This is a genomic window from Hydrogenophaga sp. (assembly GCF_019264445.1).
In the GTDB taxonomy this organism is placed as follows: Bacteria; Pseudomonadota; Gammaproteobacteria; order Burkholderiales; family Burkholderiaceae_C; genus Hydrogenophaga.
Genome location: NZ_JAHVAB010000078.1, coordinates 77,957 through 104,001, shown reverse-complemented (window position 1 = coordinate 104,001; position 26,045 = coordinate 77,957). Strand labels below are relative to the sequence as shown.

The following is a 26,045-nucleotide window of genomic DNA, read 5'->3' as shown; positions in this document are numbered from 1 at the left end:
AGCGCCCCGCTTCGCACGCGGCAGCCAAGCACACAAGGAATGCATGCAAACAGAAGACACCCGGGCTTTCGTGGCCGAACACTCACCCTGGCGGTTAAGCGTCGCGCCGATGATGGACTGGACGGACCGGCACTGCCGTTACCTGCACCGTTTGCTGTCGAAGCACACCTTGCTCTACACCGAGATGGTGACCACCGGCGCGCTCATGCATGGCAGCGTGCAGCGCCACCTGCGCTTCAATGCCGAAGAACACCCCGTGGCCTTGCAGCTTGGCGGCAGCGAGCCGGCCGATCTGGCGAATGCCGCACGGCTGGGCGAGCAGTGGGGTTACGACGAGATCAACCTGAACTGCGGCTGCCCCAGCGACCGGGTACAGCGCGGTGCGTTTGGCGCCTGCCTCATGGCCGAGCCGCAGACCGTGGCCGATGGTGTCAAGGCCATGCGCGACGCGGTGTCGATCCCCGTCACGGTGAAGCACCGCATTGGCATTGACCGGATCGAAAGCTACGACTTCGTGCGCGATTTCGTGGGCACGGTGAGCGAGGCCGGGTGCGAGGTGTTCCTGGTGCACGCGCGCAACGCCTGGCTCGACGGCCTGAGCCCGAAGGAAAACCGCGAGATTCCGCCGCTGCGCTACGGGCTGGCTCACCGCCTCAAGCGCGACTTCCCGCAGCTCACCATCGGGGTCAACGGGGGCATCACCACCAACGCACAGATCGCCGAGCACCTGCAGCAGGTGGACGGTGTGATGGTGGGCCGCGAGGCGTACCACAACCCCTGGCTGCTCACCAGCTGGGACGAAGCCTTCTTTGGCGCGGCACCCAGCACCCTCACGCGGGAAGCCGTGGAGGCGCAGATGGTCGACTACATGGAGCGTGCGCACCAGGAAGACGGATGCCCCTGGTACGCGATTGCGCGCCACATGCTGGGCCTGCGCCACGGCCTGCGCGGGGCGCGCCGCTGGCGCCAGATCTGGAGCGACCACCGCCTCAAACCCTTGCCACCCCGCGAGGTCTGGGCCATGGCGCAAGCCCACGTGGGCCTGGAGCAAGACGTGGAAACGCTCGGCGCCTGAGGGCGCGCGGTGAGCGAGGTGCGTGCGACAGCGCACCGACCTGAAGTGACGGGCGAGCTAACTTGGCGATCTTTCTTCAGGAGCCCCCCATGAGTCTTTCCAGCCGCCGCGTCTTCATCGTTCGCCTGGCTTCCGCTTCTGCCGCCATGGCCGCTGGCGGCGTGCTGTCGGCCTGTGGTGGGGGCGGCGACGGGGGCGATGGAGGCAGCAGCCCGCCCGCCACGCCCGTGCGCTTTGACTACGGCGTGGCCAGCGGCGACCCGCTGGCCGACCGCGTGGTGCTCTGGACGCACGCCACGGGTGGGGCCGATCCGGCTGTGGTGGCGCTCTCGTGGGAAGTCGCGCTGGACGCGGCCTTCGCCCAAGTGGTCTCCAGCGGGCAGGCGCAGGCGGCCGCAGACGCGGGCTTCACCGCCAAGGTGGATGCCACGGGTCTGGCGCCCGGTCAGACATACTTTTTCCGGTTTCGCGCCGGCAGCGACGTGTCGCCCGTGGGCCGCACCCGCACGCTGCCCACGCTGGGCGCGGCCAGCGTGAAGCTGGCGGTGTTCAGCTGCGCCAACTTCCCCGCGGGGTATTTCCACGCCTACAGCGCGGCGCTGCCGGCGGGCGCCGAATACGCCGTGCACCTGGGCGACTACATCTACGAGTACGAAGCCACCGGCTACGCATCAGAAGACGCGGTGGCGCTGGGCCGCGTGTCTCTGCCGGCCACCGAGTGCCTGACGCTGGCCGACTACCGCCAGCGCTACGCCCAGTACCGCAGCGACCCCGACCTCAAGCAGCTGCACGCGAACCTGCCCATGATCGCGATCTGGGACGACCATGAAATTGCCGACAACGCCAACGCCACGGGCGCGCTCAACCACACCGAAGGCGTGGAAGGCACCTACAGCGCCCGCGCCGCAGCGGCCGCGCAGGCGTACCACGAGTGGCTGCCCATCCGCACGCCCGACATGAACAACCAGCGCCGGATCTACCGCAGCTTTGATTTCGGCAGCCTGCTGTCGCTGCACATGCTCGAGACCCGCCTGCTGGCGCGCGAACCCGAGGTGACGCTCGCCGCGCTCACCGACCCGGCCACGGCCACCAGCGCGCTCGCCACCTTGAACGCGCCCACACGCCAGATGCTGGGCACCGAACAGATGGGCTGGCTCACGCAGCAGATGACCGCCTCCAGCGCCACCTGGCAGGTGCTGGGCCAGCAGGTGCTGATGGCCCGCATGGCGTTCCCGGCCTCGGTGTTGCAGGCGCTCGTGCCCGCCACCGACCCCGCCGACGGCGCGCGTGCCGTCGCCGACTACTTGCTCGCCAGGGAGCTGGAAGCCAGCGCGCCCGAGCTGATGACGCCCGAGCAGCAAGCGCTGGTCGACCCGGTGCGCAACCCCCGGCTGGGCTACAACATGGACGCCTGGGACGGCTATCCCGCGGCCCGCGAAACCTTGCTGACGACGGCCTCGGGCCTGGGCAAGCGCCTGGTGTCACTGGCCGGCGACACGCATAACGCCTGGTACAGCGACCTGACCTTGGAGGACGGGACCAAAGTGGGCGAAGAGTTTGCGGCGCCGGCCGTGAGCTCACCGGGGCTGGAGGTGTTTCTCGATGCGCTGTCGCCGTCCACGGTGGCCGACATCTTCACCCGCGTGCTGGGCAGCCTGAAGTTCACCGACACCGAGCGCCGCGGCTTCTTGCTGATGACCTTCACCGCGCAGGCCGCCACCGGAGACTGGTACTTTGTGGACACCGTGAAGTCATCGACCCACACCGTGACGCTGGGCTACACGGCCACCTTCAGCGCCTGAAGGCGTTCACCCGCCGCCTTATGCGGCTGCTTCCAGGCCGTTCTGGAAGTGTTCGCGCATGCGCTGCACCGTGAGTGCGGCATTGCGCTGGGTGAGGGCGGCGACGATGGCGCGGTGTTCGGCCAGCGACTCTTCCAGGCGCCCGCTCTTGAGCAGCGAGTTGTGCCGGTTGAGCTTCATGACCTTGCGCAGGTCGGCCACCATCTGCTCGCGCCAGCGGTTGCGCGCGAGTTCGAGCACGCGCATGTGGAACTGCTCGTTGAGTGCGAAGAATCGGTCTCGCTCACCCACGGCCGCTTCGAGTTCGTGGTGCAGGGTCTGCAGGCTGGCGAGCTCGTCGTCGGTGGCGCGCTCGGCCACCACGCCGGCCGCGTCGGATTCGAGCAGCGCGAGCAGGTGGTACACGTCGGCCAGGTCTTTTTCCGACACTTCGGTCACGTAGGCACCGCGCCGCACCTTCATCGTCACCAGGCCCTCGGCGGCCAGCACCTTGAGCGCTTCGCGCAGGGGCGTGCGGCTGATGCCATATTCCTCTGCGATCTTGAGTTCGTCGATCCAGCTGCCTGGCTCCAGCTCGCGGCTGAAAATGCGCTGGCGCAGCAACTCGGCTACTTCTTCGTAGAGGGCGCGGGGCGAGAGCGACAAGGCGGACATGGGCAGGCGGGGAGCGGTCAGGGTCGTGGCAGGATGGGCGATTGTAAGCCGGGAGGAATATTTTGCATCAATAATTATGAATCATGTAAAATCCGCCCGGTTTTGATCCCGCCCCAACGAGTCGCCCGCCATGAGCCAGAAACAGCCCGAATTCGCCCCCGCCACCCTGGAAGCCTGGGCGCAGGCCGCCCGCAAGTCCGCGCCCGGCGGCGATGTGTCTGCCCTGGACTGGGTCACGCCCGACGGCATTCGCGTCAAGCCGCTGTACACCGCACAAGACACCGCGCACCTGCCGCACACCGATACCTTGCCCGGCTTCGAGCCCTTCATTCGCGGGCCGCAGGCCACCATGTACGCCGTGCGCCCGTGGACGATCCGGCAGTATGCTGGCTTCTCCACGGCCGAGGAAAGCAACGCCTTCTACCGCAAGGCGCTGGCCGCCGGCGGGCAGGGCGTGAGCGTGGCCTTTGACCTGGCCACGCACCGCGGCTACGACAGCGACCACCCGCGCGTCACGGGCGACGTGGGCAAGGCCGGCGTGGCCATCGACAGCGTGGAGGACATGAAGATCCTCTTCAACGAGATCCCGCTGGACAAGGTGAGCGTGTCCATGACCATGAACGGCGCGGTGCTGCCGGTGCTCGCGGGCTACGTGGTGGCGGCTGAAGAGCAGGGCGTGTCGCAAGACAAGCTCAGTGGAACGATCCAGAACGACATCCTCAAGGAGTTCATGGTTCGCAACACCTACATCTACCCGCCCGAGCCGAGCATGAAGATCATCGGCGACATCATCGAGTACACGGCCAAGCACATGCCGAAGTTCAACTCGATCAGCATCAGCGGCTACCACATGCAGGAGGCCGGCGCCAACCAGGCGCTGGAGCTCGCCTTCACCCTGGCCGACGGCAAGGAGTACGTGAAGACGGCGACCGCCAAGGGCATGGATGTGGACGACTTCGCCGGGCGCCTGAGCTTCTTCTGGGCGATCGGCATGAACTTCTACCTGGAGATCGCCAAGATGCGCGCGGCCCGCCTGCTGTGGACGCGCATCATGAAAGGCTTCAACGCCAAGAACCCCAAGAGCCTGATGCTGCGCACGCACTGCCAGACCTCGGGCTGGTCGCTCACCGAGCAGGACCCTTACAACAACGTCGTGCGCACCGCCATCGAAGCCATGGCTGCGGTGTTTGGTGGCACGCAGTCGCTGCACACGAATTCGTTCGACGAGGCCATTGCGCTGCCCACCGAGTTCTCGGCCCGCATCGCGCGCAACACGCAGCTGATCATTCAGGAAGAAACGCACATCACCAACGTGGTCGACCCCTGGGCCGGCAGCTACATGATGGAGAGCCTCACACAGGAGATGGCCGACAAGGCCTGGGCGATCATCGAAGAGGTCGAGGCCATGGGTGGGATGACCAAGGCCGTGGACAGCGGCTGGGCCAAGCTCAAGATCGAGGCCGCCGCCGCTGAAAAGCAGGCGCGCATCGACTCCGGCAAGGACGTGATCGTCGGCGTCAACAAATACAAGCTCAAGCAGGAAGACCCGATCGAGGCGCGCGACATCGACAACGTGGCTGTGCGCGACGGACAGATTGCCCGGTTGCAGCAGATCCGGGCCACGCGGGATGCCGCGAAAGTGGCCGCCGCGCTGCAAGCACTGACCGATGCCGCCGACAGCGGCGAGGGCAACCTGCTGGAACTGAGCATCCAGGCCATCCGCCTGCGCGCCACGGTGGGCGAGGTGAGCGATGCGCTGGAGAAAGTTTTTGGGCGCCACCGCGCCGATACGCAAAAGGTGACCGGTGTGTACGCAGCTGCCTACGATTCCGCCGAGGGCTGGGAAGCCCTCAAGACCGAGATCAATGCGTTTGCCGAAGCGCAGGGCCGCCGCCCGCGCGTGATGATCAGCAAGCTCGGCCAGGACGGCCATGACCGCGGCGCCAAGGTGGTGGCCACGGCCTTCGCCGACCTCGGTTTCGACGTCGACATGGGCCCGCTGTTCCAGACGCCCGAAGAGTGCGCGCGCCAGGCGATCGAGAACGACGTGCACGCGGTGGGCGTGAGCACACTGGCCGCGGGGCACAAGACGCTCGTGCCCGCCATCATTGCTGAGCTCAAGAAGCAGGGCGCCGACGACATCATCGTGTTCGTCGGCGGCGTGATCCCCCGCCAGGACTACGAGATGCTCTACGAGGCGGGTGTCAAGGGCATCTATGGCCCGGGCACGCCGATTCCTGCCAGCGCGAAGGACGTGCTGGAGCAGATCCGCAAATCCATCGGTTGAATCCCGGCCACTGATGCTGAACCCATCTCCTTTTGGGATGAGCTTTACTCCGTTCGGGCTGAGCTTTACTCCGTTCGGGCTGAGCTTGTCGAAGCCCTCACCCACACCATCCGAGTGAAACCCTTCCACGTCTACCTGCTCTTGTGTCGAGACGGCACTTACTACGTCGGCCACACCGACGAGCTGGACGCGCGTCTGTTGCAACACCAGACCAGCGAATCCGGTTACACGGCCACGCGCAAGCCGGTGGAGCTGGTCTGGCAGGGTGAATTCGAATCGCGCGAGGGGGCTTTGGCTTTCGAGCAACAGATCAAGGGTTGGTCGCGGGCGAAGAAGGAAGCGTTGATCGCCGGGGATTGGGAGCGGGTACAGGCTTTGGCGCGCTCGAAGCAGGGCGTGGAGGGGCTTCGACAGGCTCAGCCCGAACGGGGAGTGGCTCAGCTCGAGAGGGGAGTGGCTCAGCCCACCCCCCCCAACCCCGCTCGCCCTGAGCCTGTCGAAGGGCTCACCCGGGACATTGCCGCGGGCAACACCATGTCCCAACGCCGCGCCATCGCCAAAGCCATTACCCTGCTCGAATCCACCCGCGCCGACCACCGCGCGCAGGGCGACGAGCTGCTCACGGCCTTGTTGCCGCGCACGGGCCAGGCGTTCCGTCTGGGCATCAGCGGTGTGCCCGGCGTGGGCAAGAGCACGTTCATTGAAGCGCTGGGCCTGTACCTCATTGACCAAGGCCACCGCGTGGCGGTGCTCACCGTGGACCCGTCCAGCACCGTCTCGGGTGGCTCCATCCTGGGCGACAAGACGCGCATGGAAAAGCTCTCGGTGCACGAGCAGGCCTACATCCGCCCCAGCCCGTCGAGCGGCACGCTGGGAGGCGTGGCGGAGAAAACCCGCGAGGCGATGCTGGTGTGCGAAGCGGCGGGCTACGACATCGTGATCGTCGAGACGGTGGGCGTGGGCCAGAGCGAGACGGCGGTGAGCGGCATGACCGACATGTTTGTGCTCATGCAGCTGCCCAACGCTGGCGATGACCTGCAGGCGATCAAGAAAGGCGTGATGGAGCTGGCCGACCTGGTGGTGATCAACAAGGCCGACCTCGACCCCGACGCCGCGACGCGCGCGCGGGCGCAGATCACGTCGTCGCTGCGCCTGCTGGGCCTGCAAGGCCACCCCGAGCACGCGCACCACAACGACGCCATCTGGCACCCGCAGGTGATCCAGCTCAGCGCGCTGCTGGGCCGTGGCGTGGACGCGTTCTGGGCCGAGGTCTCGCGCTTTCGGACGCTGCAAACCGCCAATGGCCAGCTCGGCGCACGCCGGCAGCAACAAGCAAAAGCCTGGATGTGGGAACGCATCGACGCTGGCCTCAAACAACGCTTTCGCGCACACCCGCAGGTGCGCACCGCGCTGGACGACACCACCCAACGCGTGCTGGCCGGCACCTTGCCCGCCAGCACCGCAGCGCGCCAGCTGCTTTTTGTTTACGAATCAAACACCGTTCGGGCTGAGCCTGCCCTTCGACAAGCTCAGGACGATCGGAACATCCACCACCACCACGCAAGCCCTTCGACAGGCTCAGGGCGAACGGAGAACTGAGAGCACCCACATGCAAGACATCCTTCAACAACTCGAAGAAAAACGCGCCGCGGCCCGCCTGGGTGGCGGCGAGAAGCGCATTGCCGCGCAGCACGCCAAGGGCAAGCTGAGCGCGCGTGAGCGCCTGGAGGTGCTGCTGGACGAGGGCACCTTCGAAGAGTGGGACATGTTTGTGGAGCACCGCTGCACCGACTTCGGCATGCAGGACAACAAGATCCCCGGCGACGGCGTGGTCACCGGCTACGGAATGATCAACGGCCGGCTGGTGTTCGTCTTCAGCCAGGACTTCACCGTGTTTGGTGGAGCCCTCTCCGAAGCCCACGCCGAGAAGATCTGCAAGGTGATGGACCAGGCGATGAAGGTGGGTGCGCCGGTGATCGGCCTGAACGACTCGGGCGGCGCGCGCATCCAGGAAGGTGTGGCCTCCCTCGGCGGCTACGCCGACGTGTTCCAGCGCAACGTGATGGCCAGCGGCGTGGTGCCGCAGATCAGCATGATCATGGGGCCGTCTGCGGGCGGCGCGGTGTACTCGCCGGCCATGACGGACTTCATCTTCATGGTCAAGGACAGCAGCTACATGTTCGTGACCGGCCCCGAGGTGGTGAAGACGGTGACACACGAGGAAGTGACCGCCGAGGAGCTGGGCGGGGCGACCACGCACACCACCAAGAGCGGCGTGGCCGACCTCGCTTTTGAGAACGACGTGGAAGCGCTGCTCATGCTGCGCCGCCTCTACAACTACCTGCCGCTCAACAACCGCGAGAAGGCGCCGGTGCGGCCCAGCGGCGACCCCATCGACCGCATGGAGCTCAGCCTGGACACGCTGGTGCCCGAGAACCCGAACAAGCCCTACGACATGAAGGAGCTGATCGTCAAGACGGTGGACGACGGCGACTTCTTCGAGCTGCAGCCCGAGTACGCCAAGAACATCCTGATCGGCTTCGCGCGCATGGACGGCCAGACGGTGGGCATCGTGGCCAACCAGCCGCTGGTGCTGGCGGGTTGCCTGGACATCAAGAGCTCCATCAAGGCCGCGCGCTTCGTGCGCTTCTGCGATGCCTTCAACATCCCGGTGGTCACCTTCGTCGATGTGCCCGGCTTCATGCCCGGCACCAGCCAGGAGTACGGCGGCATCATCAAGCACGGCGCCAAGCTGCTCTATGCGTACGCCGAGTGCACGGTGCCCAAGATCACCGTGATCACGCGCAAGGCCTATGGCGGTGCCTACGACGTGATGAGCTCCAAGCACCTGCGCGGCGATGTGAACTTCGCCTGGCCCAACGCCGAGATCGCCGTGATGGGCGCCAAGGGCGCGGTCGAGATCATCTTCCGCGAAGAGAAGAAAGACCCGGCCAAGCTCGCGCAGCGCGAAGCCGAATACAAGGCCCGCTTTGCCAACCCCTTCGTGGCGGGCGCGCGCGGCTTCATCGACGACGTGATCCTGCCGCACGAGACGCGCAAGCGCATCTGCCGTTCGCTGGTGATGCTGAAAGACAAGAAGCTGGAAAACCCGTGGCGCAAGCACGGGAACATTCCGTTGTGAGTCTCCCCTCCCGTTCGCCCTGAGCCTGTCGAAGGGCTCTCACACAAGTTGACTGGTCAGCGCTGGGCTTCGACAGGCTCAGCCCGAACGGTTGGAAGAAGGAAGCAAAGATGTTCAAGAAGATACTGATTGCCAACCGCGGCGAGATCGCCTGCCGCGTGATCGCCACTGCCAAGAAAATGGGCATCGCCACCGTGGCGGTGTATTCCGAGGCCGACAAGGAAGCGCGCCACGTGCAGCTGGCCGACGAAGCCGTGCTGCTGGGCCCGGCGCCCTCGCGCGAGAGTTACCTGGTGGCCGACAAGATCATTGCCGCCGCCAAGCAGACCGGCGCCCAGGCCATCCACCCCGGCTACGGCTTCCTCTCGGAGAACGAAGCCTTCGCCAAGCGCGTGGAAGACGAAGGCATGGCCTTCATCGGGCCGCGCCATTTCAGCATTGCGGCCATGGGCGACAAGATCGCTTCCAAGAAGCTGGCCAACGAGGCGAAGGTCAACACCATTCCCGGCTGGAACGACGCGATCGAAAGCGCAGCACGCGCGGTGGAGATCGCGAAAGGCATTGGCTATCCCGTGATGATCAAGGCCAGCGCAGGTGGCGGCGGCAAGGGCCTGCGCGTGGCGTTCAACGACAAGGAGGCGCTGGAAGGCTTCACCGCCTGCCAGAACGAGGCGCGCAACAGCTTCGGCGACGACCGGATCTTCATCGAGAAATTTGTCGAGCAGCCGCGCCACATCGAGATCCAGGTGCTGGGCGATTCGCACGGCAACGTGATCTACCTCAACGAGCGCGAGTGCTCGATCCAGCGCCGCCACCAGAAGGTGATCGAAGAGGCGCCGTCGCCCTTCATCAGCGACGCCACGCGCAAGGCCATGGGCGAACAGGCCGTGGCCCTGGCCAAGGCGGTGAAGTACCAGAGCGCGGGCACGGTGGAGTTCGTGGTTGGCAAGGACCAGGACTTCTACTTTCTGGAAATGAACACGCGCCTGCAGGTGGAGCACCCGGTGACCGAATGCATCACCGGGCTCGATCTGGTGGAGCTCATGATCCGCGTGGCCGCCGGCGAGAAGCTGCCGCTCACGCAAGCCGATGTGAAGCGCGAAGGCTGGGCGATCGAGTGCCGCATCAACGCCGAGGACCCGTTCCGCAACTTCCTGCCCAGCACGGGCCGCCTGGTGCGCTTTGCACCGCCCGCGCAAAGCATGTACCAGGGCGACACCAACGCCTTGTACGGCGTGCGCGTGGACACGGGTGTGCAGGACGGCGGCGAGATCCCCATGTTCTACGACTCGATGATCGCCAAGCTCATCGTGCACGGCACCGACCGCCTGGATGCCATCGCCAAGATGCGCGAGGCGCTCAACGGTTTCATCATCCGCGGCATCAGCAGCAACATTCCCTTCCAGGCCGCGCTGCTCGCGCACCCGAAGTTTGTGGCGGGTGACTTCAACACCGGCTTCATTGCCGAGCACTACGGCCAGGGCTTTCGCGCCGAAGACGTGCCGCATGCCGACCCGGACTTCCTCGTGGCGCTCGCGGCTTTCGTGCGGCGCAAGTCGCGCGAGCGCGCCGCAGGCCTGTCGGGGCAGCTGCCCGGCTACGGCGTGAAGGTGGGCCACGACTACTCCGTGATCGTGCTGGGCAGCACGGGCGAGCACCGCTACAAGGCGGTGCATGTGGACGAGGTGGTGGGCCAGATCGGCTCGGCTGTGGTCACGGTCGACGCTCAGCGCTATGCCATCTCCAGCCCGTCGCGCCTCAACGACATCAGCATCGCCGGCACCTGCAACGGCCAGCCGTTCACGGCGCAGATCGAGCGCGGCACCCCGCGCAATCCGCTGGCCCTGGTGGTCCAGCACAACGGCACGCGCATCGAGACCATGGTGGTGTCGCCGCGCATGGCCGAGCTGCATGCGCTCATGCCGTTCAAGGCGCCGGCCGACATGAGCAAATACGTGCTCTCGCCCATGCCCGGCCTGCTGGTGGAAGTGGCCGTGCAACCTGGCCAGAAGGTGCAGGCCGGCGAGCGCGTGGCCGTGATCGAGGCCATGAAGATGGAGAACGTGCTGTTCGCCGCCGCCGATGGCGTGGTGTCCAAGGTGCTCGCCAACAAGGGCGAATCGCTGGTGGTGGATCAGCCCATTGTCGAGTTCGGTTGAGATGAGCGCCGGCGCGCTGGTTTCCTTGATGTCAGGTGGGTGCCGGATCCGGTGCCCGGGTTCATTCCACGGAGTTCATTGATCCATGCTTTCTTCACCCCGTCCCTTCAAAGTGCTCGGCATCCAGCAGATCGCCATTGGCGGACCCGACAAGCTGCGCCTGCAGAAGCTCTGGGTCGACATGCTGGGTCTGGAGGTCACCGGCACGTTTCGCAGCGAACGCGAGAACGTCGATGAGGACATCTGCGCCATGGGCAGCGGCCCGTTCAAGGTCGAGGTCGACCTGATGCAACCTCTGGACCCAGAGAAAAAGCCCGCCGTGCACGCCACGCCGCTCAACCATGTGGGCCTGTGGATCGACGACCTGCCCGCCGCCGTGACCTGGCTGGGTGCGCAGGGCGTGCGCTTTGCGCCGGGCGGCATTCGCCGGGGCGCGGCCGGCTTCGACATCACATTTCTGCACCCCAAGGCCAACGAGGAGTTCCCGATTGCTGGCGAGGGCGTGCTGATCGAACTGGTGCAGGCGCCCGCCGAAGTGGTGGACGCGTTCGCCCGGCTGGCTGGCCAGCCCGCCTGACGCCGCACCCGCCGAACGCCGGAGCTGCCGGTCTTTTCCCGCGTTTTTCGGACCACTGCAGCCAGGGCTGCAAACGTAAGCTTGTGACATTCGAGGGCCATGCCGCATGCGGTGTGGCCCACCCCCTTTGTCGCAGGAGTTCGCCATGAACCCGGTCCCCGCTCAACCATCGAAAGACACCAGCAGCCCCGCCTTGTGGTCTGGGCGAGAGACGTCGGGTGCGTGGCCGGCGGAGCTGCTGGAACACTTCTGCCTGCGCATGTCATCGCAGGGCATGTGTGTGAGCCGGGCGCTGATGATCTGCGACCGCCGCTACGCCCTGGAGCAACTCTCGCACGCGCACAACATGGCCGACGACACCTTGCGGCTGATGGCGGTGCAACTGTTCCGCCATTTCGAGGCGCGCCAGTCCGGCATTGCCGGCATGCATTGACGACCGGGGGTTTCCCCGGCTCAAGGCGTTTGGTGCACAACCGATACAACGACATTCCCTTGTAGAGGAGCGGTACACCCATGTCCGGTTTTCACCCCTTGTCGCCCGGCCTGCGGCTGATGCGGCGCTTGCGCCTGCGCGGCAAGCTGTTGCTGCTCGCCTCGGCGGCCGTGTTGCCATTGCTGCTGGCGTGGTCGTTGCAAGGCCCGGACGGCCTGCATGGCGGTGCGCTGGCCGTTGCCGTGGTGGGCCTGGCGCTGCTGGCGTACCTCAAGGTGGCCTTCTATGCCAGTTTCACCGCCGATTTTCAGCAGGTGCTGGTGGCCATGGAGCAAACCGTGGCGGGCAACCTGCGCTCCACACTGCGCTTGAACGGCCAGGACGAGCTGGGGGACCTCTCGCGGCTGCTGGACCGCACCATCGGCAACCTCTCGGCCATGGTGGCCGAGGTGCGCAGCAACTCTGCGCTTGTGGCCCACGCGGGCAAAAGCCTGGCGGTGGGCAATCGCGACCTGGCCGACCGCACCGAACAGCAGGCGGCCAACCTGGAGCAGACCGCGGCCAGCGTGCAGCAGCTCTCCAGCGCCGTGCACCAGAACGCGCAGACGGCGGGCGAGTCCGACCAGCAAGCCGCCCAGCTGCGCGACGTGGCGGAATCCGGCGCGAATTTCATGGGGCGTGCGGTCGAGTCGGTGGAGGGCATCCAGAAGGGCGCCCAGCAGATGGACGAGATCGTCGGCGTGATCGACAGCATTGCGTTCCAGACCAACATCCTCGCGCTCAACGCGGCGGTCGAGGCCGCGCGTGCGGGCGAGCAAGGGCGGGGCTTCGCGGTGGTGGCGGCCGAGGTGCGCACGCTGGCGCAGCGGTCGTCGGCGTCGGCGAAGGAAATCCGCGAACTCATCGAGGCTTCTCGCACGCAGGTCGAAGCGGGTGTGTCGCAGATCCGCACCGCCGGAAAAAGCATCGGCCAGATCGTCTCGGGCGTGCGCGGGGTGGCCGCCAACATGTCGCTGATCTCGGCTTCCAGCGCGGAGCAAAGCACCGGGCTGAGCGAGATTTCGTCGGCCGTCACGCAACTCGACCAGATCACTCAGCGCAATGCGCAGATGGTGGAGCGCGCCGTCACGCAGTCCAACCAGCTGGAGCAGCGCGCAGCCAACCTGTCCCAGGCGGTCTCGTCGTTCATGCTGCAGCAAGGCACCGCTGAAGAGGCCATGCAGCTGGTGAGCCGTGCCCAGGCGATGCGACAACAGCGCGGGCGCGACGCTTTCGTCCACCTCCTCACCGACCCCGCTGCAGGCTTTCACGACCGCGACATGTACGTGTTTGCATTGGACGGCTCGGGCGTGTACCGCGCCTTCGGCGGCAAACCCGAGAAGGTGGGCAGCCGTGTGCAGGACATCGCCGGTGTGGATGGCCAGGCCTTGCTCCACGCCATCGTCGATCAAGCCGAGGCGGGTGAGGGTTGGGTCGAGTACGACATTGCCAACCCCGTCACCGGCGCCATCCAGGCAAAGATGTCCTACGTGGTGAAGGTCGACGATCTTTATGTGGGCTGCGGCGTGTACAAAACGGTGGCTCGCCAGGCCGCCTGAAGCACCTGCGGGCTCAACCCGCGGGGTGTTCGCGCCGGGCGCGTGACCGTGCCAGCGCCGCTTCGATCACGGCGCGCTTTTTGTCCAGCACGGCTTCGTCGGTGATCTTCGAATGCGCGGCCAGGTCGGCGAGTTTGGCGCGGGCCTTGGCTTCCATACGCTCTTCGTTGGCTTTCTGCTCGCGCACCAGGCGGGCCTGCCGCTCGGTGTAGCGCTCGCGGCCCTGCTGTGCCTGCGCCGGCGTCCAGGCCTGCCAGCCGGTGCGCTCGCCGCTGACGATGTCCAGCGAAATACAGTCCACCGGGCACACCGGCAAGCAGAGTTCGCAACCCGTGCAATACGGTTCGACCACGGTGTGCATGCGCTTGGCGATGCCGACGATTGCATCGGTGGGGCAGGCTCCGATGCACAGCGTGCAGCCGATGCACCAGTCCTCGTCGATCACGGCCACCGTGACCGGGCCTTCTATGCCGAAGTGGGTGTCCAGGGGCTGCACCGGCTGGCCGGTGATGGCCGCGAGCCGTTCAATGCCCTCGGCACCGCCGGGCGGGCACTGGTTGATGCCCGCCTCACCAGCAGCGATGGCCTGTGCGTAGCTGGCGCAGTCGGGGTAGCTGCAGCGCTTGCATTGCGTCTGCGGCAAGGCGGCATCTATGCGCCGGGCGAGGTCGTTCATGCCGACGAATATAGCGGCGCTGTGTCAGCGCCCGGGGGCGCGGTCTTCAGGCTTTGGCCGTGGTGGCTTTGCGGCTGGCCGTCTTGCGGGGTGCGGCGGGCGTTTTGGCGGCGGGCTTGCGGGCCGCGGCCTTGGGCGCCGGTGCAGCCGGTTTGCGGGCGGCCACGGGCCGCGCCGTGACGGCTTCGTCCGGCTGGTGCGCCAGGATGAAGGTCTTCACCACCGGGTGCACCATGTCGCGCCAGCGTCGGCCGCTGAAAATGCCGTAATGCCCGGCACCCTGCGCCTCGTAGTGCATCTTGTGGGTTTTGGCCACCCCGGTGCACAGCTCGTGCGCCGCCGCGGTCTGGCCCGAGCCCGAGATGTCGTCGAGCTCGCCTTCGACGGTGAGCAGGGCGGTGCGCTGGATGTCTTGCGGGCGCACGCGTTCGAGCTGGCCCTTTTCGTTCTTCACGTCCCAGGTGCCATGAACGAGCTTGAACTCCTGGAACACCGTTTCGATGGTCTCCAGGTAGTAGTCGGCGTCCATGTCGAGCACGGCGTTGTACTCGTCGTAAAACTTGCGGTGGCTCTCGGCGCTGGAGTTGTCGCCCTTGATGAGGTCCTTGAAGTAGTCGTAGTGGCTCGACGCGTGGCGGTCGGGGTTCATGGCCACGAAGCCGGTGTGCTGCAGGAAGCCGGGGTACACGCGGCGGCCCGCACCGGGGAAGTTGTCGGGCACGCGGTAGATCACGTTGTTCTCGAACCACTCGTGGCTGCGCTGCGTGGCGAGGTTGTTCACCGCGGTGGGGGATTTGCGCGCGTCAATGGGGCCGCCCATCATGGTCATCGACAGCGGCGTGGTCTCGCCCCGGCTGGCCATGAGCGACACCGCCGCGAGCACCGGCACGGTGGGCTGGCACACGCTCATCACGTGGCAGTTGCCGTAGCCCTTTTGAAGGTGGCGAATGAAGGTCTGGATGTAGTTGACGTAGTCGTCGAGGTGGAACTCACCGTCGGCCAGCGGCACGAGGCGGGCGTTCTTCCAGTCGGTGATGTAGACCTTGTGGTCCTTGAGCATGGTGCGCACGGTGTCGCGCAGCAGGGTGGCGTAGTGGCCCGAGAGCGGGGCCACGATCAGCACCACCGGCTGCCCCTTGAGGCGGGCCAGCGTGTCGGTGTCGTCCGAAAAGCGCTTGAAGCGGCGCAGTTCGCAGAAAGGCAGGTCCATCTCGATGCGCTCGTGGATCGCAATGTCCACGCCATTCACATCCACCGTGTGGATGCCGAAGACCGGCTTCTCGTAGTCCTTGCCCAGCCGGTGCATGAGGTCGTAGCCAGCAGAAATGCGCTGGGCACCGGGCAGCTGCGCCAGCGGCAGCATGGGGTTGTTGAACATCCTGGAGGCGACTTCGGCCAAATCGGCAAAGGGCTCCATGATCGAGCGCTGGGTTTCGTAGATCTGATAGAGCATGGGCAGCGAGCGTCGTTATGTTGCAGTGCAATATATCAGCATGCGCCCGCCGGCGTCAGGGTGAAAACACCTAACTTTCGGGTCCATCTGTCACCTTCGTGAAAGAATCGGCTGCACACTGCGCTCCTTTGCCAGCGCTTTTCGATCTCCCATGACCACGCCTGTTGCCACCCCCACGACCTCCGCGAACGCCCAGAGCCTGGCCGACCTCGCCGCCGCGCTCCCCGCCACCGAACGACTGCCCGCCTTGTTCCTCGGCCACGGCAGCCCGATGAATGCCATTGAAGACAACGCATGGCGGCGCAGCTGGCAGGCACTGGGCGCAGACCTGGGTGCCCGGGCCGTGCGTCCCGCGCTCATTCTTTGCATTTCGGCCCACTGGCTCACGCCGGGCTGGCAACTCACCGCCATGAGCCAGCCGCGCACCATCCACGACTTCGGCGGCTTTCCGCAGGCCTTGTTTGACCAGCAATACCCCGCGCCCGGTTCTCCTGCCATGGCCCAGGCCATCAGCGGCGTGGTGCAGCAGCCCGACTCGGGTCGCGCACTCGATCTGGACCAGGGCGATTGGGGCCTGGACCACGGCGCGTGGTCGGTGCTCAAGCCCATGTTCCCGGACGCCAGCATCCCCGTCATTCAGCTCAGCATGGACTACCGGCGGCCACCGGCAGAGCATTTCGCCATCGGGCGCCAGCTGGCCCGCTTGCGCGAACGCGGGGTGTTGATCGTGGGCAGCGGCAACATCGTGCACAACCTGCGCACCATGCGGCGCGACGTGGCCGACCACCAGGCCTACGACTGGGCGATCGAGTTCGACCGCATCACGACCGACCACATCGCTCAGGGGCGGCTCGAGGCCCTCAACGATTTCCAGCAGCTGGGTGCGGTGGCGCAGATGGCGCATCCCAGCTGGGAGCACTACCTGCCGTTGCTCTATGTGGCGGGGGCCGTTGCCGACGCTGAGGTGCCTCGCGTCTTCAACGAGGGCTTTCAGGGGGCATCCATCTCCATGCGCTCCGTGGTCTGGAGCTAGGCAGACGCCCATGAAAAAAGCCGCTCCTGGAGCGGCTTTTTTGTGGGCAGCGAAGCCGCTCAGACCACCTTGGCGATGGCCTGGCAGACGTAGTCGATGTTCTTGCTGTTGAGGGCGGCCACGCACATGCGGCCGGTGTCGGTGCCGTACACGCCGAACTCGCTGCGCAGGCGCACCATCTGGTCCTTGCTGAGGCCCGAGTAGCTGAACATGCCGATCTGGGTGGTGATGAAGCCCATGTCCTGCTTCACGCCGGCGGCCTTGAGGCCATCCACCAGCGTCTGGCGCATGGCCTTGATGCGCACGCGCATTTCGCCCAGCTCCTTCTCCCACAGGGCGCGCAGCTCGGGGTTGTTGAGCACGGCGGCGACCACCGCACCGCCGTGGATGGGCGGGTTGGAGTAGTTGGTGCGGATCACGATCTTGAGCTGCGAGAGCACGCGCGAGGCTTCTTCGGCGTTTTCGCACAGCACCGACAGCGCACCCACGCGCTCGCCGTACAGGCTGAAGCTCTTGGAGAACGAGGTCGACACAAAGAAGGTCAGGCCGGCGGCCACGAACTTGCCGATGACGGCGCCGTCTTCGGCGATGCCATGGCCAAAGCCCTGGTAGGCCATGTCCAGGAAGGGCGTGAGGCCACGCGCCTTGACGGCGGCAATCACCTGGTCCCACTGGGCCGGGGTGATGTCGTAGCCGGTGGGGTTGTGGCAGCAGGCGTGCAGCACGGCGATGGTGCCTGGGGCGGCTGCGTTCAGGCTGGCGAGCATGCCGTCGAAGTTCACGCCGCGCTTGTCGGCGTCGTAGTAGGCGTAGGTGTCAACGGTGAAGCCGGCGTTGGTGAACAGGGCGCGGTGGTTCTCCCAGCTCGGGTCGCTGATCAGCACGGTGGCCTTGGGGTTCAGGCGCTTGAGGAAGTCGGCGCCGATCTTCAGGCCGCCGGTGCCGCCAATGGCTTGCACGGTGGCCACACGGCCCGACTTCACAGGCTCGGAGTCGGCACCGAACACCAGGCTTTTCACGGCAGCGTCGTAGGCGGCGATGCCGTCGATGGGGAGGTAGCCGCGCGCAGCGGGCTTGTCCATCATGGTTTTTTCAGCGGCCTGCACGCATTGCAGCAGGGGCAGCTTGCCGTTGTCGTCGAAGTAGACACCGACGCCGAGGTTGACTTTGTTGGGGTTGGTGTCGGCGGCGAACTGTTCGTTCAGACCCAGAATCGGGTCGCGGGGTGCCATTTCGACGGCGGAGAAGAGAGACATGCTGGAGTTCCTGGGTTGAGATCGAGAACACCGCGCATTTTAACGATGCGGTCTGGTGCGGCCTCAGGCCAGGGTGTGCAGCGGAATGTCTTTCTCCACGGCCAGCCGGTCGAGTTGCTGGCGCGTCTGTTTTTTCAGGAAGGCTTCGATGGCTGCGTGGGTGCCTGGCTTGAAGAGGTCGCGCGGGCTGCCCAGCGGCACCTGGGCGGCGGCGCACAGCGAGGCCGCGAAGTGCGGCTCCAGCGCCGCCACAGCCACGCGACCGTCCTTGCAGGGGTACACGCGGTAGCCCGCGTGCGCGCCGCCCACGGCGCCCGAGGGTTGCGTCAAACCCCAGGTGCGGGGCAGGGCGAGCCAGGCGGCAGCGTCGGACAACGCCACCTCCTGGAATGACGCCTGCCCCCGGAGCTTCTGGGTGAGCACGGCCTTGAGCACCGCCTCGCTGGCCATGAGCGCGCCGCCCATGTCGGCAAACAGCGTGGCGGGGAGGTCCAGGCCCGTCACCAGCCCGGCATCGGCCAGGTAGGTGAGGTCGTGGCCGGGTTCTTCCGCACGCGCACCCGGTGCGCCCACGATGGCCACCACCGACAGCGCCGGGTGGCGCTTGTGCAGCGCCCGCCAGCCCAGTTGCAGCTTCTCCAGCGCGGACGGGCGAAACGAGGTGAGCAGCACGTCTGTGCGGGCCAGCTGCTTGTGCAGCGCCGCCTGGCCGCGTTCGGACTTCAGGTCGATGGTGGCGACCTTGATGCCGTCATGCAGGGTGGCGTAGGCCTGCGGGTTGTATTGCCCCATGGGGTCGCCCGACGTGCCTGCGGGCGCGCCCTTGGGGCCTGGTGGCTCCGCCTTGAAGCAGGTGGCGCCCATGGCCTTGAGCCGCATGAAGGCCGCCGGGCCCGGCAGGTTGAGTGCAAGGCTCAGCACGCGAACGCCGCGCAGGGGTTTGGGTACGGGGGCAGGGCGGGGAGTCGTGGCCATGGGCTGCTCGTTGAATGAGATCGCCTCAATGTACCTGCAGGGCCCGCTGGTTCAGCGCAAACAGGCGACAGCGTCGCCCGTGGATGTGGCTCGCCGAGCGGCGCTCAGCGTTCGCCGAAGTTCAGCGGCAGGCCCACGTAGTTTTCGGCCAGCGAACGCGACATCGACACCGAGTTCACCACATAGTCGAGCTCGGCTTCCTGGATCTTCTGGCCGAAGCCGGCGGTGTCGGGGAAGCGGTGCATCAGCGAGGTGAGCCACCACGAGAAACGCTCGGCCTTCCAGACGCGCCGCAGGCAGCGCTCGGAGTAGGTGTCGATGCCAGCCGAGGTCTTGTCGCGGTAGTACTCGATGAAGGCGCCGGAGAGGTACTTGACGTCGCTGGCGGCCAGGTTCAGGCCTTTGGCGCCCGTGGGCGGCACGATGTGCGCGGCGTCGCCCGCAAGGAACATGCGGCCAAAGCGCATGGGCTCGGCCACGAAGCTGCGCAGTGGCGCGATGCTCTTTTCAATCGTCGGGCCCGTGATGACGCGCGAGGCCATTTCGGGGTCCAGGCGCAGGCGCAACTCGTCCCAGAAGCGCTGGTCGCTCCAGTCTTCGACCTTGTCGTCCAGTGGGCACTGCACGTAGTAGCGGCTGCGCGTGAGGCTGCGCATGGAGCACAGCGCGAACCCGCGCTCGCTGTTGGCGTACACGATGGCGTGGGGCGAGACGGGTGGCACATCGGCCAGCACGCCCAGCCAGCCAAACGGGTACACCTTTTCGTATTCCTGGATGGCGCCCTTGGGCACGCTGGCGCGGCACACGCCGTGAAAGCCATCGCAGCCGGCGATGAAGTCGCATTCGATTTCGTGCGTCTGGCCGTCATTCTGGTAGCGCACCTTGGGGTGGTCGCTGTCGTAGTCCAGCACCTCGACGTTGGCGGCTTCGTACACCGTGGGCAGCGCGGCCGCGCTGCGGGCCTGCATGAGGTCGCGCGTGAGCTCGGTCTGGCCATAGGCCGTGACCACCTTGCCGTCGGTGAGGCCATGCACGTCGATGGCGTGGCGCGTGCCCGCAAACACCAGTTCGATGCTGTGGTGCACCGTGCCTTCGGCGTCGAGCCGCTCGCCCACGCCCACTTCGCGCAGCAGATCGGTGGTGATCTGCTCCAGAATGCCGGCGCGGATGCGGCCCAGCACGTACTCGCCACTCTGGCGCTCGACAATGATGTTGTCGATGCCGGCCTTGTGCAGCAACTGACCGAGCAGCAGGCCGGAAGGGCCTGCACCGATGATGGCGACCTGGGTGCGCATGGGGGTGTCTCCTGTGGAAATGCCGGTGGCGGGGCGCGCCTGCTTCGGCTGTCGGGCAACAAACTGGAGCTTAGAAAGTGGGCGGCTCCCGCACAACCGCGGTGCGAGATGTTTGCGCGATCATCGGACCGATTGCGCGGTGATCGCGCACAAAAGGTGCGATGGGCATAATGCCGCCATGACCACCAGTCCTTCCATCGCCAAAGCCGACTTCATTGAAGGCATGGCCAAAGGCATGGCGGTGCTGGAGAGCTTTGACACCGAGCGCCAGCGCCTCAACGCCACGCAAGCCGCCGAACGCGCCGGGCTCACCCGCGCAGCCGCCCGCCGGCACCTGCTCACGCTGGCCCACCTCGGGTACCTGGAAACCGACGGCAGCCACTACTGGCTGTCGCCCAAGGTGCTGCGCTTCTCGGGCAGCTACCTGGCTTCTGCCCGACTGCCGCGGCTCTTGCAGCCCACGCTCAACCGGCTGGCCGCGTTGACGCGCGAATCGTTCTCGGCGGCGGTGCTCGACGGGGACCAGGTCGTGATCGTGGCGCGCAATGTGTCGCTGGGCGGGCAGCGGCTCATGGCCTATGGCCTGCACCTCGGCGCACGCTTGCCGGCGCACGCCACGTCAACGGGTCGCGTGTTGCTGGCGGGCATGCCCCGCAGCGAATTCTCGGGCTGGCTCAAAGGGCGCGAGCTGCCGCGCCTCACACCGCACACCACCGTTGAGCACAAGGCTTTTCGCGCCCTGATCGCCCAGGTGCGTCAGGACGATCTGGCCGTGGCACGGGAAGAGCACGAGCTGGGCGTGTTTGCTCTGGCCGTGCCCTTGCGCAACATGCAGGGCCGCACGGTGGCCGCGCTCAATGTGGTCGCAGCCCCCGAGCGCTTCGATGCGCCGAACTTTCAAAAAGACCTGATGCCCTTGCTGCAGGACGCGGCCCGCGAGCTGCGCCCGCTGCTCTGACGTTCACACGCCTAGGTACTGCTCCAGCAAAGCGGGCTGGGCGTGCAGTTGCCCGGAGCTGCCCTCGAACACCACCTCGCCCTTGACCAGGATCACGTTGCGGTCGGTGATCTGGGTGACGTGCTTCCAGTTTTTGTCCACGATCACGCTGCTGATGCCGCTTTCGCGGATCACGCCGCAGATGCGCCAGATTTCCCGGGCGATCAGCGGGGCGAGGCCTTCGGTGGCTTCGTCCAGGATGAGCAGGTCGGGGTTGGTCATCAGCGCGCGGCCGATGGTGAGCATCTGCTGCTCGCCGCCGCTGAGCTGTTGCCCGCCGTGGTTGAGCCGTTCGGCCAGGCGCGGGAAGGTGTCGAGCACGCGCTCATAGGTCCACTCGCGCTGGCCACGCGTGCCCGCGCGCGCGGACATGACCAGGTTCTCCCGCACGCTGAGGTTGCCGAAGATGCCCCGGCCCTCGGGCACGTACGCGATACCCTGGCGTGCGATCTCGAAGGTGGGTGCGCCGGTCATGTCGCGGCCCTTGACCGACACCTTGCCGCCGCTGGGCTTGACGATGCCCATGAGCGACTTGAGCAGCGTGGTCTTGCCCATGCCGTTACGTCCCATCAGCCCGATGGTCTGGCCTTGCGCCACCGAAAAATCGACACCGCGCAGGATGTGGCTGGCGCCGTAGTGCGTGTGGAGCCCGCGCGCTTCGATCAAGGCATCGGTGCTCATGCGTGCTCCTCACCGAGGTAGGCGGCCTGCACGCCGGAGTCGTTGCGCACATCGGCCGGCGTGCCGCTGGCGATCACCTGGCCATTGACCATCACCGTGAGGCGATCGGCCAGCGTGAACACCGCGTCCATGTCGTGCTCCACGAGCATCATCGCGTGATCCTTCTTGATTTTCAGCAGCAGCTCCACCATGCGCTCGGCCTCGGCATGGCCCATGCCCGCCAAGGGTTCGTCGAGCAGCAAGACATGGGGTTCGGTGGCCAGGGTCATGGCGATTTCGAGCTGGCGTTGCTCGCCGTGGCTGGTGGTGCCCGCCACGGTATGGGCGCGCGAGGTGAGGCCAGCGAGCTCGATGGCACGCTCGCAGCGCTGGTTGACGGCCTGCATGCTGCTGGCCGAGGACAGCCAGCGCACGGGGTTCCACGGCGCGTGGCGCTCTCTGGACTGCGCGGCCAGGCGCACGTTGTCCCACACCGTGAAGGGCAGGAAGATGTTGGTCTTCTGGTAGCTGCGGCCCAGCCCCAGGCGTGAGATGCGTTCGGGTCGCAGGCCGGCGGTTTCCGTGCCGTTGAGGGTGATCTGCCCGGCAGTGGGTGGGAGATCCCCCGAGAGCAGGTTGGTCAGCGTGGACTTGCCCGCGCCGTTGGGGCCGATCACCGCGTGGATGTGGTTGCGGTGCAGGTCCACCGACACGTCGTTGACCGCGGCCAGCCCGCCAAAGCGCTTGGTGAGGTGTCGCGCAGAGAGCAGCAGCTCGCTCATGGCGCCTCCTTCTTCTTCGAGAACTGGCTCACCAGACCCAGCAGGCCCCGCGGCGCAAACACCACCACCAGCACGATGAAGCTGCCCATGAGCAGTTGCCAGTGCTTGGTGAGGTCCTTGAAGAAATGCATGACGTATTCGAAGGCGAACGCGCCGACGATGGCGCCGGCAAAGTTGCCCATGCCCCCCAGGATGACCATCATGATGGCGTGTGCGCTCATGTGAAAGCCCATGAGCTCCGGGTTCACATAGCCCGTTTGCGCGGCCCACAGGAAACCCGCCACACCCGCCAGCGCACCGGCCAGCGTGAACGCGGCGAGCTTGTAGCCGAAGGTGCCGTAGCCCACAGCGCGCATGCGGTGCTCGTTCACGCGAATGCCCGCTAGGACGCGGCCAAAGGGCGAGAACAGCAGCCGGCGCAAGAAGGCGTACACCAGCACCAGCAGCAGCAAGGTGAAGTAGTAGAACGTGGTCTTGTTTTCCAGGTCGATGCCGGTCCAGCCGAACAGCGACGCATCGGGACGGAAGTTCACGTACACGCCGTCCGATCCCCCCAGCGCCTTGTTGTCGAAGAACAGGAAGAACACCATCTGCGCGAAGGCCATGGTGACCATGATGAAGTAGATGCCATGTGTGCGCACCACGAAGAAACCGATGACCAGTGCCGCCAGGCCTGCGCCCAGCGCCGCCACCGGCAGCGACCACCAAAGGCTGATGGGGGTGTCTGCCGGCGTGAGGAACGCCAGCGCGTAGCCGGCCAGGCCGAAGTAGGCGGCGTGGCCGAGCGAGACCAGGCCGGTGACGCCCTGCAGCAAGTCCAGGCTCATCGCAAAGATCGCGAGGATCATCATCTGCGAAAGCATCTGCAGGTAGAAGTCGGCGCCGGCCACAGGCACCAGCGGGAAGGCGGCGAGGGCGATGGCACCGAGCAGCAGGATCACCTGCAGGCTGCGCGGCAGTTTTTCCAGTTGGGCTTTGGGCGAACTCATTGTTTGAAAAGCCCTTCAGGCTTGTAGAGCAGCACGGCCGCCATGAGCATGTACACCGCCATGCCGGCGATCTGGGGCACGAGCACCTTGCCAAACGTGTCGACCAGGCCCACGAGCAACGCGGCCACGAGGGCGCCGCGCACCGAGCCGATGCCGCCGATCACCACCACCACAAAACACATGATCAGCACCGAGCTGCCCATGCCGGGGTACACGCTGGAGATGGGCGAGGCGATCATGCCGGCGATGGCGGCCAGTGCCACGCCCAGGGCAAACACCACACCGTGAATCAGCCGGATGTTGATGCCCAGCGATTCCGTCATCTCGCGGTTGAAAGCGCCGGCGCGGATTTTCATGCCCAGGCGCGTTTTTGAGATCAGCAGGTACAGGCCCAGCGCCAGCAGGATGCACACGCCCGACATCACGAGGCGGTACACGGGGTAAGAGAGGTTGTCGGTCAGCGGAATCGACCAGTTGAGCATCTCGGGCACTTGCACGGAGTGCACGTCGTCGCCCCAGAGGATGGAGCGCAGCTCTTCAAAGATGTAGATCAGACCAAAGGTGAGCAGCACCTGGTCGAGGTGATCGCGGTGGTAGAAGTGGCGAAACAGCAGCCACTCCAGCAACCAGCCGAACACCACCGCCATCAAGGTGCCGAGCACGATGGCCAGCACCAGGCTGTCCAGCTGCGACACGAGAAACCACGCCAGGTAAGCGCCCAGCATGTAGAAGCTGCCGTGTGCGAGGTTGACCACGCCCATGATCCCGAAGATCAAGGTGAGCCCGGCCGCCAGCATGAAGAGCAACAGGCCGTATTGCAGGCTGTTGAGCAACTGGATGAGGAAGTTGGCAAAGTCCATGGAGGGGTTCGGAGGGAATGGACGCAAGCGGCGAGCAAAAACCAGACCAGCGCCTGTGGGCGCCGGTCTGTGCAGGCAAAAGTCCGTGGGAGATGCGCGGAGCGATCAGCCCATGCGGCAGCCGGTGGCGGGATCGGCCACGGCCTTTTGCGCGATGCCGATCACCTTGTTTTCCTTGTTCTCCACCTTGCGCATGTAGATGTCCTGGATCGGGTTGTGGGCCTTGCTCATGGTCCATTTGCCGCGCGGGCTGTCGATGGTGGCGCCTTCCATGGCGGCGTACAGCGCTTTCTTGTTGTTGAAGTCGCCCTTGACCGCGTTGGCGCCCTTGATGAGCAAGAGGCCCGTGTCGTAGCCTTGAACGGCGTACACATCAGGCTGCAGGCGGAAGGCCTTCGCGTACTCCAGGCGGAACTGCTTGTCGCGCGGCGTGTTGAGCGAGTCGCCGTAGTGCATGGTGGTGAGCACGCCATTGGCCGCAGGGCCCGCTGCGTCGAGCACGCCTTCGGTCAGGAAGCCGGAGCCATACAGCTGGATGGATTTGTTCAGGCCTGCAGCAGCAAAGTCGCTCATGAACTTGGCCGCGCCGCCACCGGCAAAGAAGCAGGCCACGGCGTCGGGTTTGAGCGAAGCGATTTCGGTCAGCAGCGCCTGGAATTCGACGTTGGGGAAGGGCAGCCCAAGCTTCTTCACGATGGTGCCTCCTGCAGCGGTGTAGCTCTGCTCGAAGCCTTCAAAGGCCTCGTCGCCAGCCGCGTAGTTCCAGGTGATCCACACCGCCTTCTTGTGGCCGTTGGCCACCATCGCCTTGCCCAGGGCGAGCGTGGGTTGGGAGTTGGTGAACGAGGTGCGGAACACGTTGGGGGCGCACTGGGCACGGGTGGCGATGTGCACGCCCGCGTTGGGGATCAGGTTGAGCACACCGGTGTCGCGCGCCACCTTGTGAATGCCCATCTGGACGCCCGAGTGCACGGTGCCGACAAGCACATCGACCTTGTCGCGTTGCACGAGACGGGTGGCGTTCTCGATGCCTTTGGCGGGGTTGGATTCGTCGTCCACCTTGAAGAACTCGATCTCACGCCCGCCGAGCTTGCCGCCTTGTTCATTCAGGGCCATGCGAAAGCCGTTTTCGATGGCCACGCCCAGCTGGGCAAACGTGCCGGTGTAGGGGAGCATGAAGCCCACGCGCACCTTGTCCGACTGCGCGCGCGCCACGTGGGGCAGCAGCAGGCCAGTGGATGCGGCGCCAATCACGGCAGCGCTGCGGGTCAGGACGATTCGGCGGGTGGTCATGGGGTTCTCCTGTGGGTGGTTGCCGGAATGCGAGTCACTGTAGACGTGG

The 26,045-nt window shown here is 66.0% G+C and carries 22 protein-coding genes and 1 pseudogene; 12 read left to right on the top strand and 11 right to left on the bottom strand.

What is annotated here, in order from left to right; genetic code table 11:
- Positions 1–43 precede the first annotated feature (43 nt).
- Together dusA and KXJ60_RS17615 are read left to right on the top strand one after the other, a co-directional pair.
- Positions 44–1,075: a tRNA dihydrouridine(20/20a) synthase DusA gene (gene dusA / locus KXJ60_RS17620; protein ID WP_291131010.1), complete on the top strand. Its 1,032-nt coding sequence runs from the start codon at positions 44–46 to the stop codon at positions 1,073–1,075.
- A gap of 89 nt (positions 1,076–1,164) precedes the next feature.
- Positions 1,165–2,877 (top strand): alkaline phosphatase D family protein, encoded by a 1,713-nt coding sequence (locus tag KXJ60_RS17615; protein WP_291131008.1) that lies wholly within the window; start codon positions 1,165–1,167, stop codon positions 2,875–2,877.
- 18 nt (positions 2,878–2,895) lie between these two features.
- Here KXJ60_RS17615 and KXJ60_RS17610 read toward each other — a convergent pair whose 3' ends face one another.
- Positions 2,896–3,531 carry a GntR family transcriptional regulator gene (locus KXJ60_RS17610; RefSeq protein WP_291131006.1) on the bottom strand — a complete coding sequence of 212 codons (636 nt, stop codon included), beginning with the start codon at positions 3,529–3,531 and terminating at the stop codon, positions 2,896–2,898.
- Between the two features lie 130 nt (positions 3,532–3,661).
- On the opposite strand from KXJ60_RS17610, the gene scpA reads away from it, so the two are divergent.
- The 8 genes and pseudogenes from scpA to KXJ60_RS17570 all read left to right on the top strand — a co-directional run bounded on the left by scpA (position 3,662) and on the right by KXJ60_RS17570 (position 13,727).
- Positions 3,662–5,818 carry a methylmalonyl-CoA mutase gene (gene scpA, locus KXJ60_RS17605; RefSeq protein ID WP_291131004.1) on the top strand — a complete coding sequence of 719 codons (2,157 nt, stop codon included), beginning with the start codon at positions 3,662–3,664 and terminating at the stop codon, positions 5,816–5,818.
- A gap of 114 nt (positions 5,819–5,932) precedes the next feature.
- Positions 5,933–6,142, top strand: a pseudogene (locus KXJ60_RS17600) (GIY-YIG nuclease family protein); the annotation flags it as partial.
- Between the two features lie 192 nt (positions 6,143–6,334).
- Entirely contained in the window at positions 6,335–7,417 is a 1,083-nt protein-coding gene (meaB, locus tag KXJ60_RS17595) for a methylmalonyl Co-A mutase-associated GTPase MeaB (protein ID WP_291131071.1), read from the top strand.
- Between the two features lie 10 nt (positions 7,418–7,427).
- Complete coding sequence (locus tag KXJ60_RS17590) at positions 7,428–8,960, top strand: acyl-CoA carboxylase subunit beta (RefSeq protein WP_291131002.1); 1,533 nt, start codon at positions 7,428–7,430, stop codon at positions 8,958–8,960.
- 110 nt (positions 8,961–9,070) lie between these two features.
- Positions 9,071–11,119, top strand: coding sequence for an acetyl/propionyl/methylcrotonyl-CoA carboxylase subunit alpha (locus tag KXJ60_RS17585; RefSeq protein WP_291131000.1), 2,049 nt, complete (start codon positions 9,071–9,073; stop codon positions 11,117–11,119).
- An 85-nt stretch (positions 11,120–11,204) separates the two neighbouring features.
- Entirely contained in the window at positions 11,205–11,696 is a 492-nt protein-coding gene (locus KXJ60_RS17580) for a VOC family protein (RefSeq protein WP_291130999.1), read from the top strand.
- A gap of 145 nt (positions 11,697–11,841) precedes the next feature.
- The gene (locus KXJ60_RS17575) at positions 11,842–12,129 is read left to right on the top strand and encodes a hypothetical protein (protein ID WP_291130997.1); all 288 of its coding nucleotides are present in this window, start codon (positions 11,842–11,844) and stop codon (positions 12,127–12,129) included.
- A gap of 80 nt (positions 12,130–12,209) precedes the next feature.
- Positions 12,210–13,727 carry a methyl-accepting chemotaxis protein gene (locus tag KXJ60_RS17570; RefSeq protein WP_291130995.1) on the top strand — a complete coding sequence of 506 codons (1,518 nt, stop codon included), beginning with the start codon at positions 12,210–12,212 and terminating at the stop codon, positions 13,725–13,727.
- A gap of 13 nt (positions 13,728–13,740) precedes the next feature.
- On the opposite strand, the gene rsxB is transcribed toward KXJ60_RS17570, so the two are convergent.
- Complete coding sequence (gene rsxB / locus KXJ60_RS17565) at positions 13,741–14,403, bottom strand: electron transport complex subunit RsxB (protein ID WP_291130993.1); 663 nt, start codon at positions 14,401–14,403, stop codon at positions 13,741–13,743.
- Between the two features lie 46 nt (positions 14,404–14,449).
- The gene (gene phaZ / locus KXJ60_RS17560) at positions 14,450–15,856 is read right to left on the bottom strand and encodes a polyhydroxyalkanoate depolymerase (protein ID WP_291130991.1); all 1,407 of its coding nucleotides are present in this window, start codon (positions 15,854–15,856) and stop codon (positions 14,450–14,452) included.
- Between the two features lie 151 nt (positions 15,857–16,007).
- Here phaZ and ygiD point away from each other — a divergent pair, with 151 nt between their 5' ends.
- Positions 16,008–16,889: a 4,5-DOPA dioxygenase extradiol gene (gene ygiD, locus KXJ60_RS17555; protein WP_291130989.1), complete on the top strand. Its 882-nt coding sequence runs from the start codon at positions 16,008–16,010 to the stop codon at positions 16,887–16,889.
- A 59-nt stretch (positions 16,890–16,948) separates the two neighbouring features.
- On the opposite strand, the gene KXJ60_RS17550 is transcribed toward ygiD, so the two are convergent.
- The 3 genes from KXJ60_RS17550 to pobA all read right to left on the bottom strand — a co-directional run bounded on the left by KXJ60_RS17550 (position 16,949) and on the right by pobA (position 20,415).
- The gene (locus tag KXJ60_RS17550; RefSeq protein WP_291130987.1) at positions 16,949–18,145 is read right to left on the bottom strand and encodes an amino acid aminotransferase; all 1,197 of its coding nucleotides are present in this window, start codon (positions 18,143–18,145) and stop codon (positions 16,949–16,951) included.
- Positions 18,146–18,208: 63 nt separating this feature from the next.
- Positions 18,209–19,120 (bottom strand): CoA transferase, encoded by a 912-nt coding sequence (locus KXJ60_RS17545; protein ID WP_291130985.1) that lies wholly within the window; start codon positions 19,118–19,120, stop codon positions 18,209–18,211.
- 104 nt (positions 19,121–19,224) lie between these two features.
- The gene (gene pobA, locus KXJ60_RS17540; protein ID WP_291130983.1) at positions 19,225–20,415 is read right to left on the bottom strand and encodes a 4-hydroxybenzoate 3-monooxygenase; all 1,191 of its coding nucleotides are present in this window, start codon (positions 20,413–20,415) and stop codon (positions 19,225–19,227) included.
- A gap of 178 nt (positions 20,416–20,593) precedes the next feature.
- On the opposite strand from pobA, the gene KXJ60_RS17535 reads away from it, so the two are divergent.
- The gene (locus KXJ60_RS17535) at positions 20,594–21,373 is read left to right on the top strand and encodes an IclR family transcriptional regulator C-terminal domain-containing protein (RefSeq protein ID WP_291130981.1); all 780 of its coding nucleotides are present in this window, start codon (positions 20,594–20,596) and stop codon (positions 21,371–21,373) included.
- Positions 21,374–21,376: 3 nt separating this feature from the next.
- Here KXJ60_RS17535 and KXJ60_RS17530 read toward each other — a convergent pair whose 3' ends face one another.
- From KXJ60_RS17530 to KXJ60_RS17510, 5 genes are all read right to left on the bottom strand, one after another.
- Positions 21,377–22,093 carry an ABC transporter ATP-binding protein gene (locus KXJ60_RS17530; RefSeq protein ID WP_291130979.1) on the bottom strand — a complete coding sequence of 239 codons (717 nt, stop codon included), beginning with the start codon at positions 22,091–22,093 and terminating at the stop codon, positions 21,377–21,379.
- Entirely contained in the window at positions 22,090–22,854 is a 765-nt protein-coding gene (locus KXJ60_RS17525) for an ABC transporter ATP-binding protein (RefSeq protein ID WP_291130977.1), read from the bottom strand. Before KXJ60_RS17525 ends, KXJ60_RS17530 begins: the two co-directional genes overlap by 4 nt.
- A complete protein-coding gene (locus tag KXJ60_RS17520; RefSeq protein ID WP_291130975.1) occupies positions 22,851–23,843 on the bottom strand; it encodes a branched-chain amino acid ABC transporter permease in 993 nt (330 codons plus the stop codon). Before KXJ60_RS17520 ends, KXJ60_RS17525 begins: the two co-directional genes overlap by 4 nt.
- Entirely contained in the window at positions 23,840–24,703 is an 864-nt protein-coding gene (locus KXJ60_RS17515; protein ID WP_291130973.1) for a branched-chain amino acid ABC transporter permease, read from the bottom strand. Before KXJ60_RS17515 ends, KXJ60_RS17520 begins: the two co-directional genes overlap by 4 nt.
- Positions 24,704–24,808: 105 nt before the next feature.
- Positions 24,809–25,996: an ABC transporter substrate-binding protein gene (locus KXJ60_RS17510; RefSeq protein WP_291130971.1), complete on the bottom strand. Its 1,188-nt coding sequence runs from the start codon at positions 25,994–25,996 to the stop codon at positions 24,809–24,811.
- Positions 25,997–26,045 lie beyond the last annotated feature (49 nt).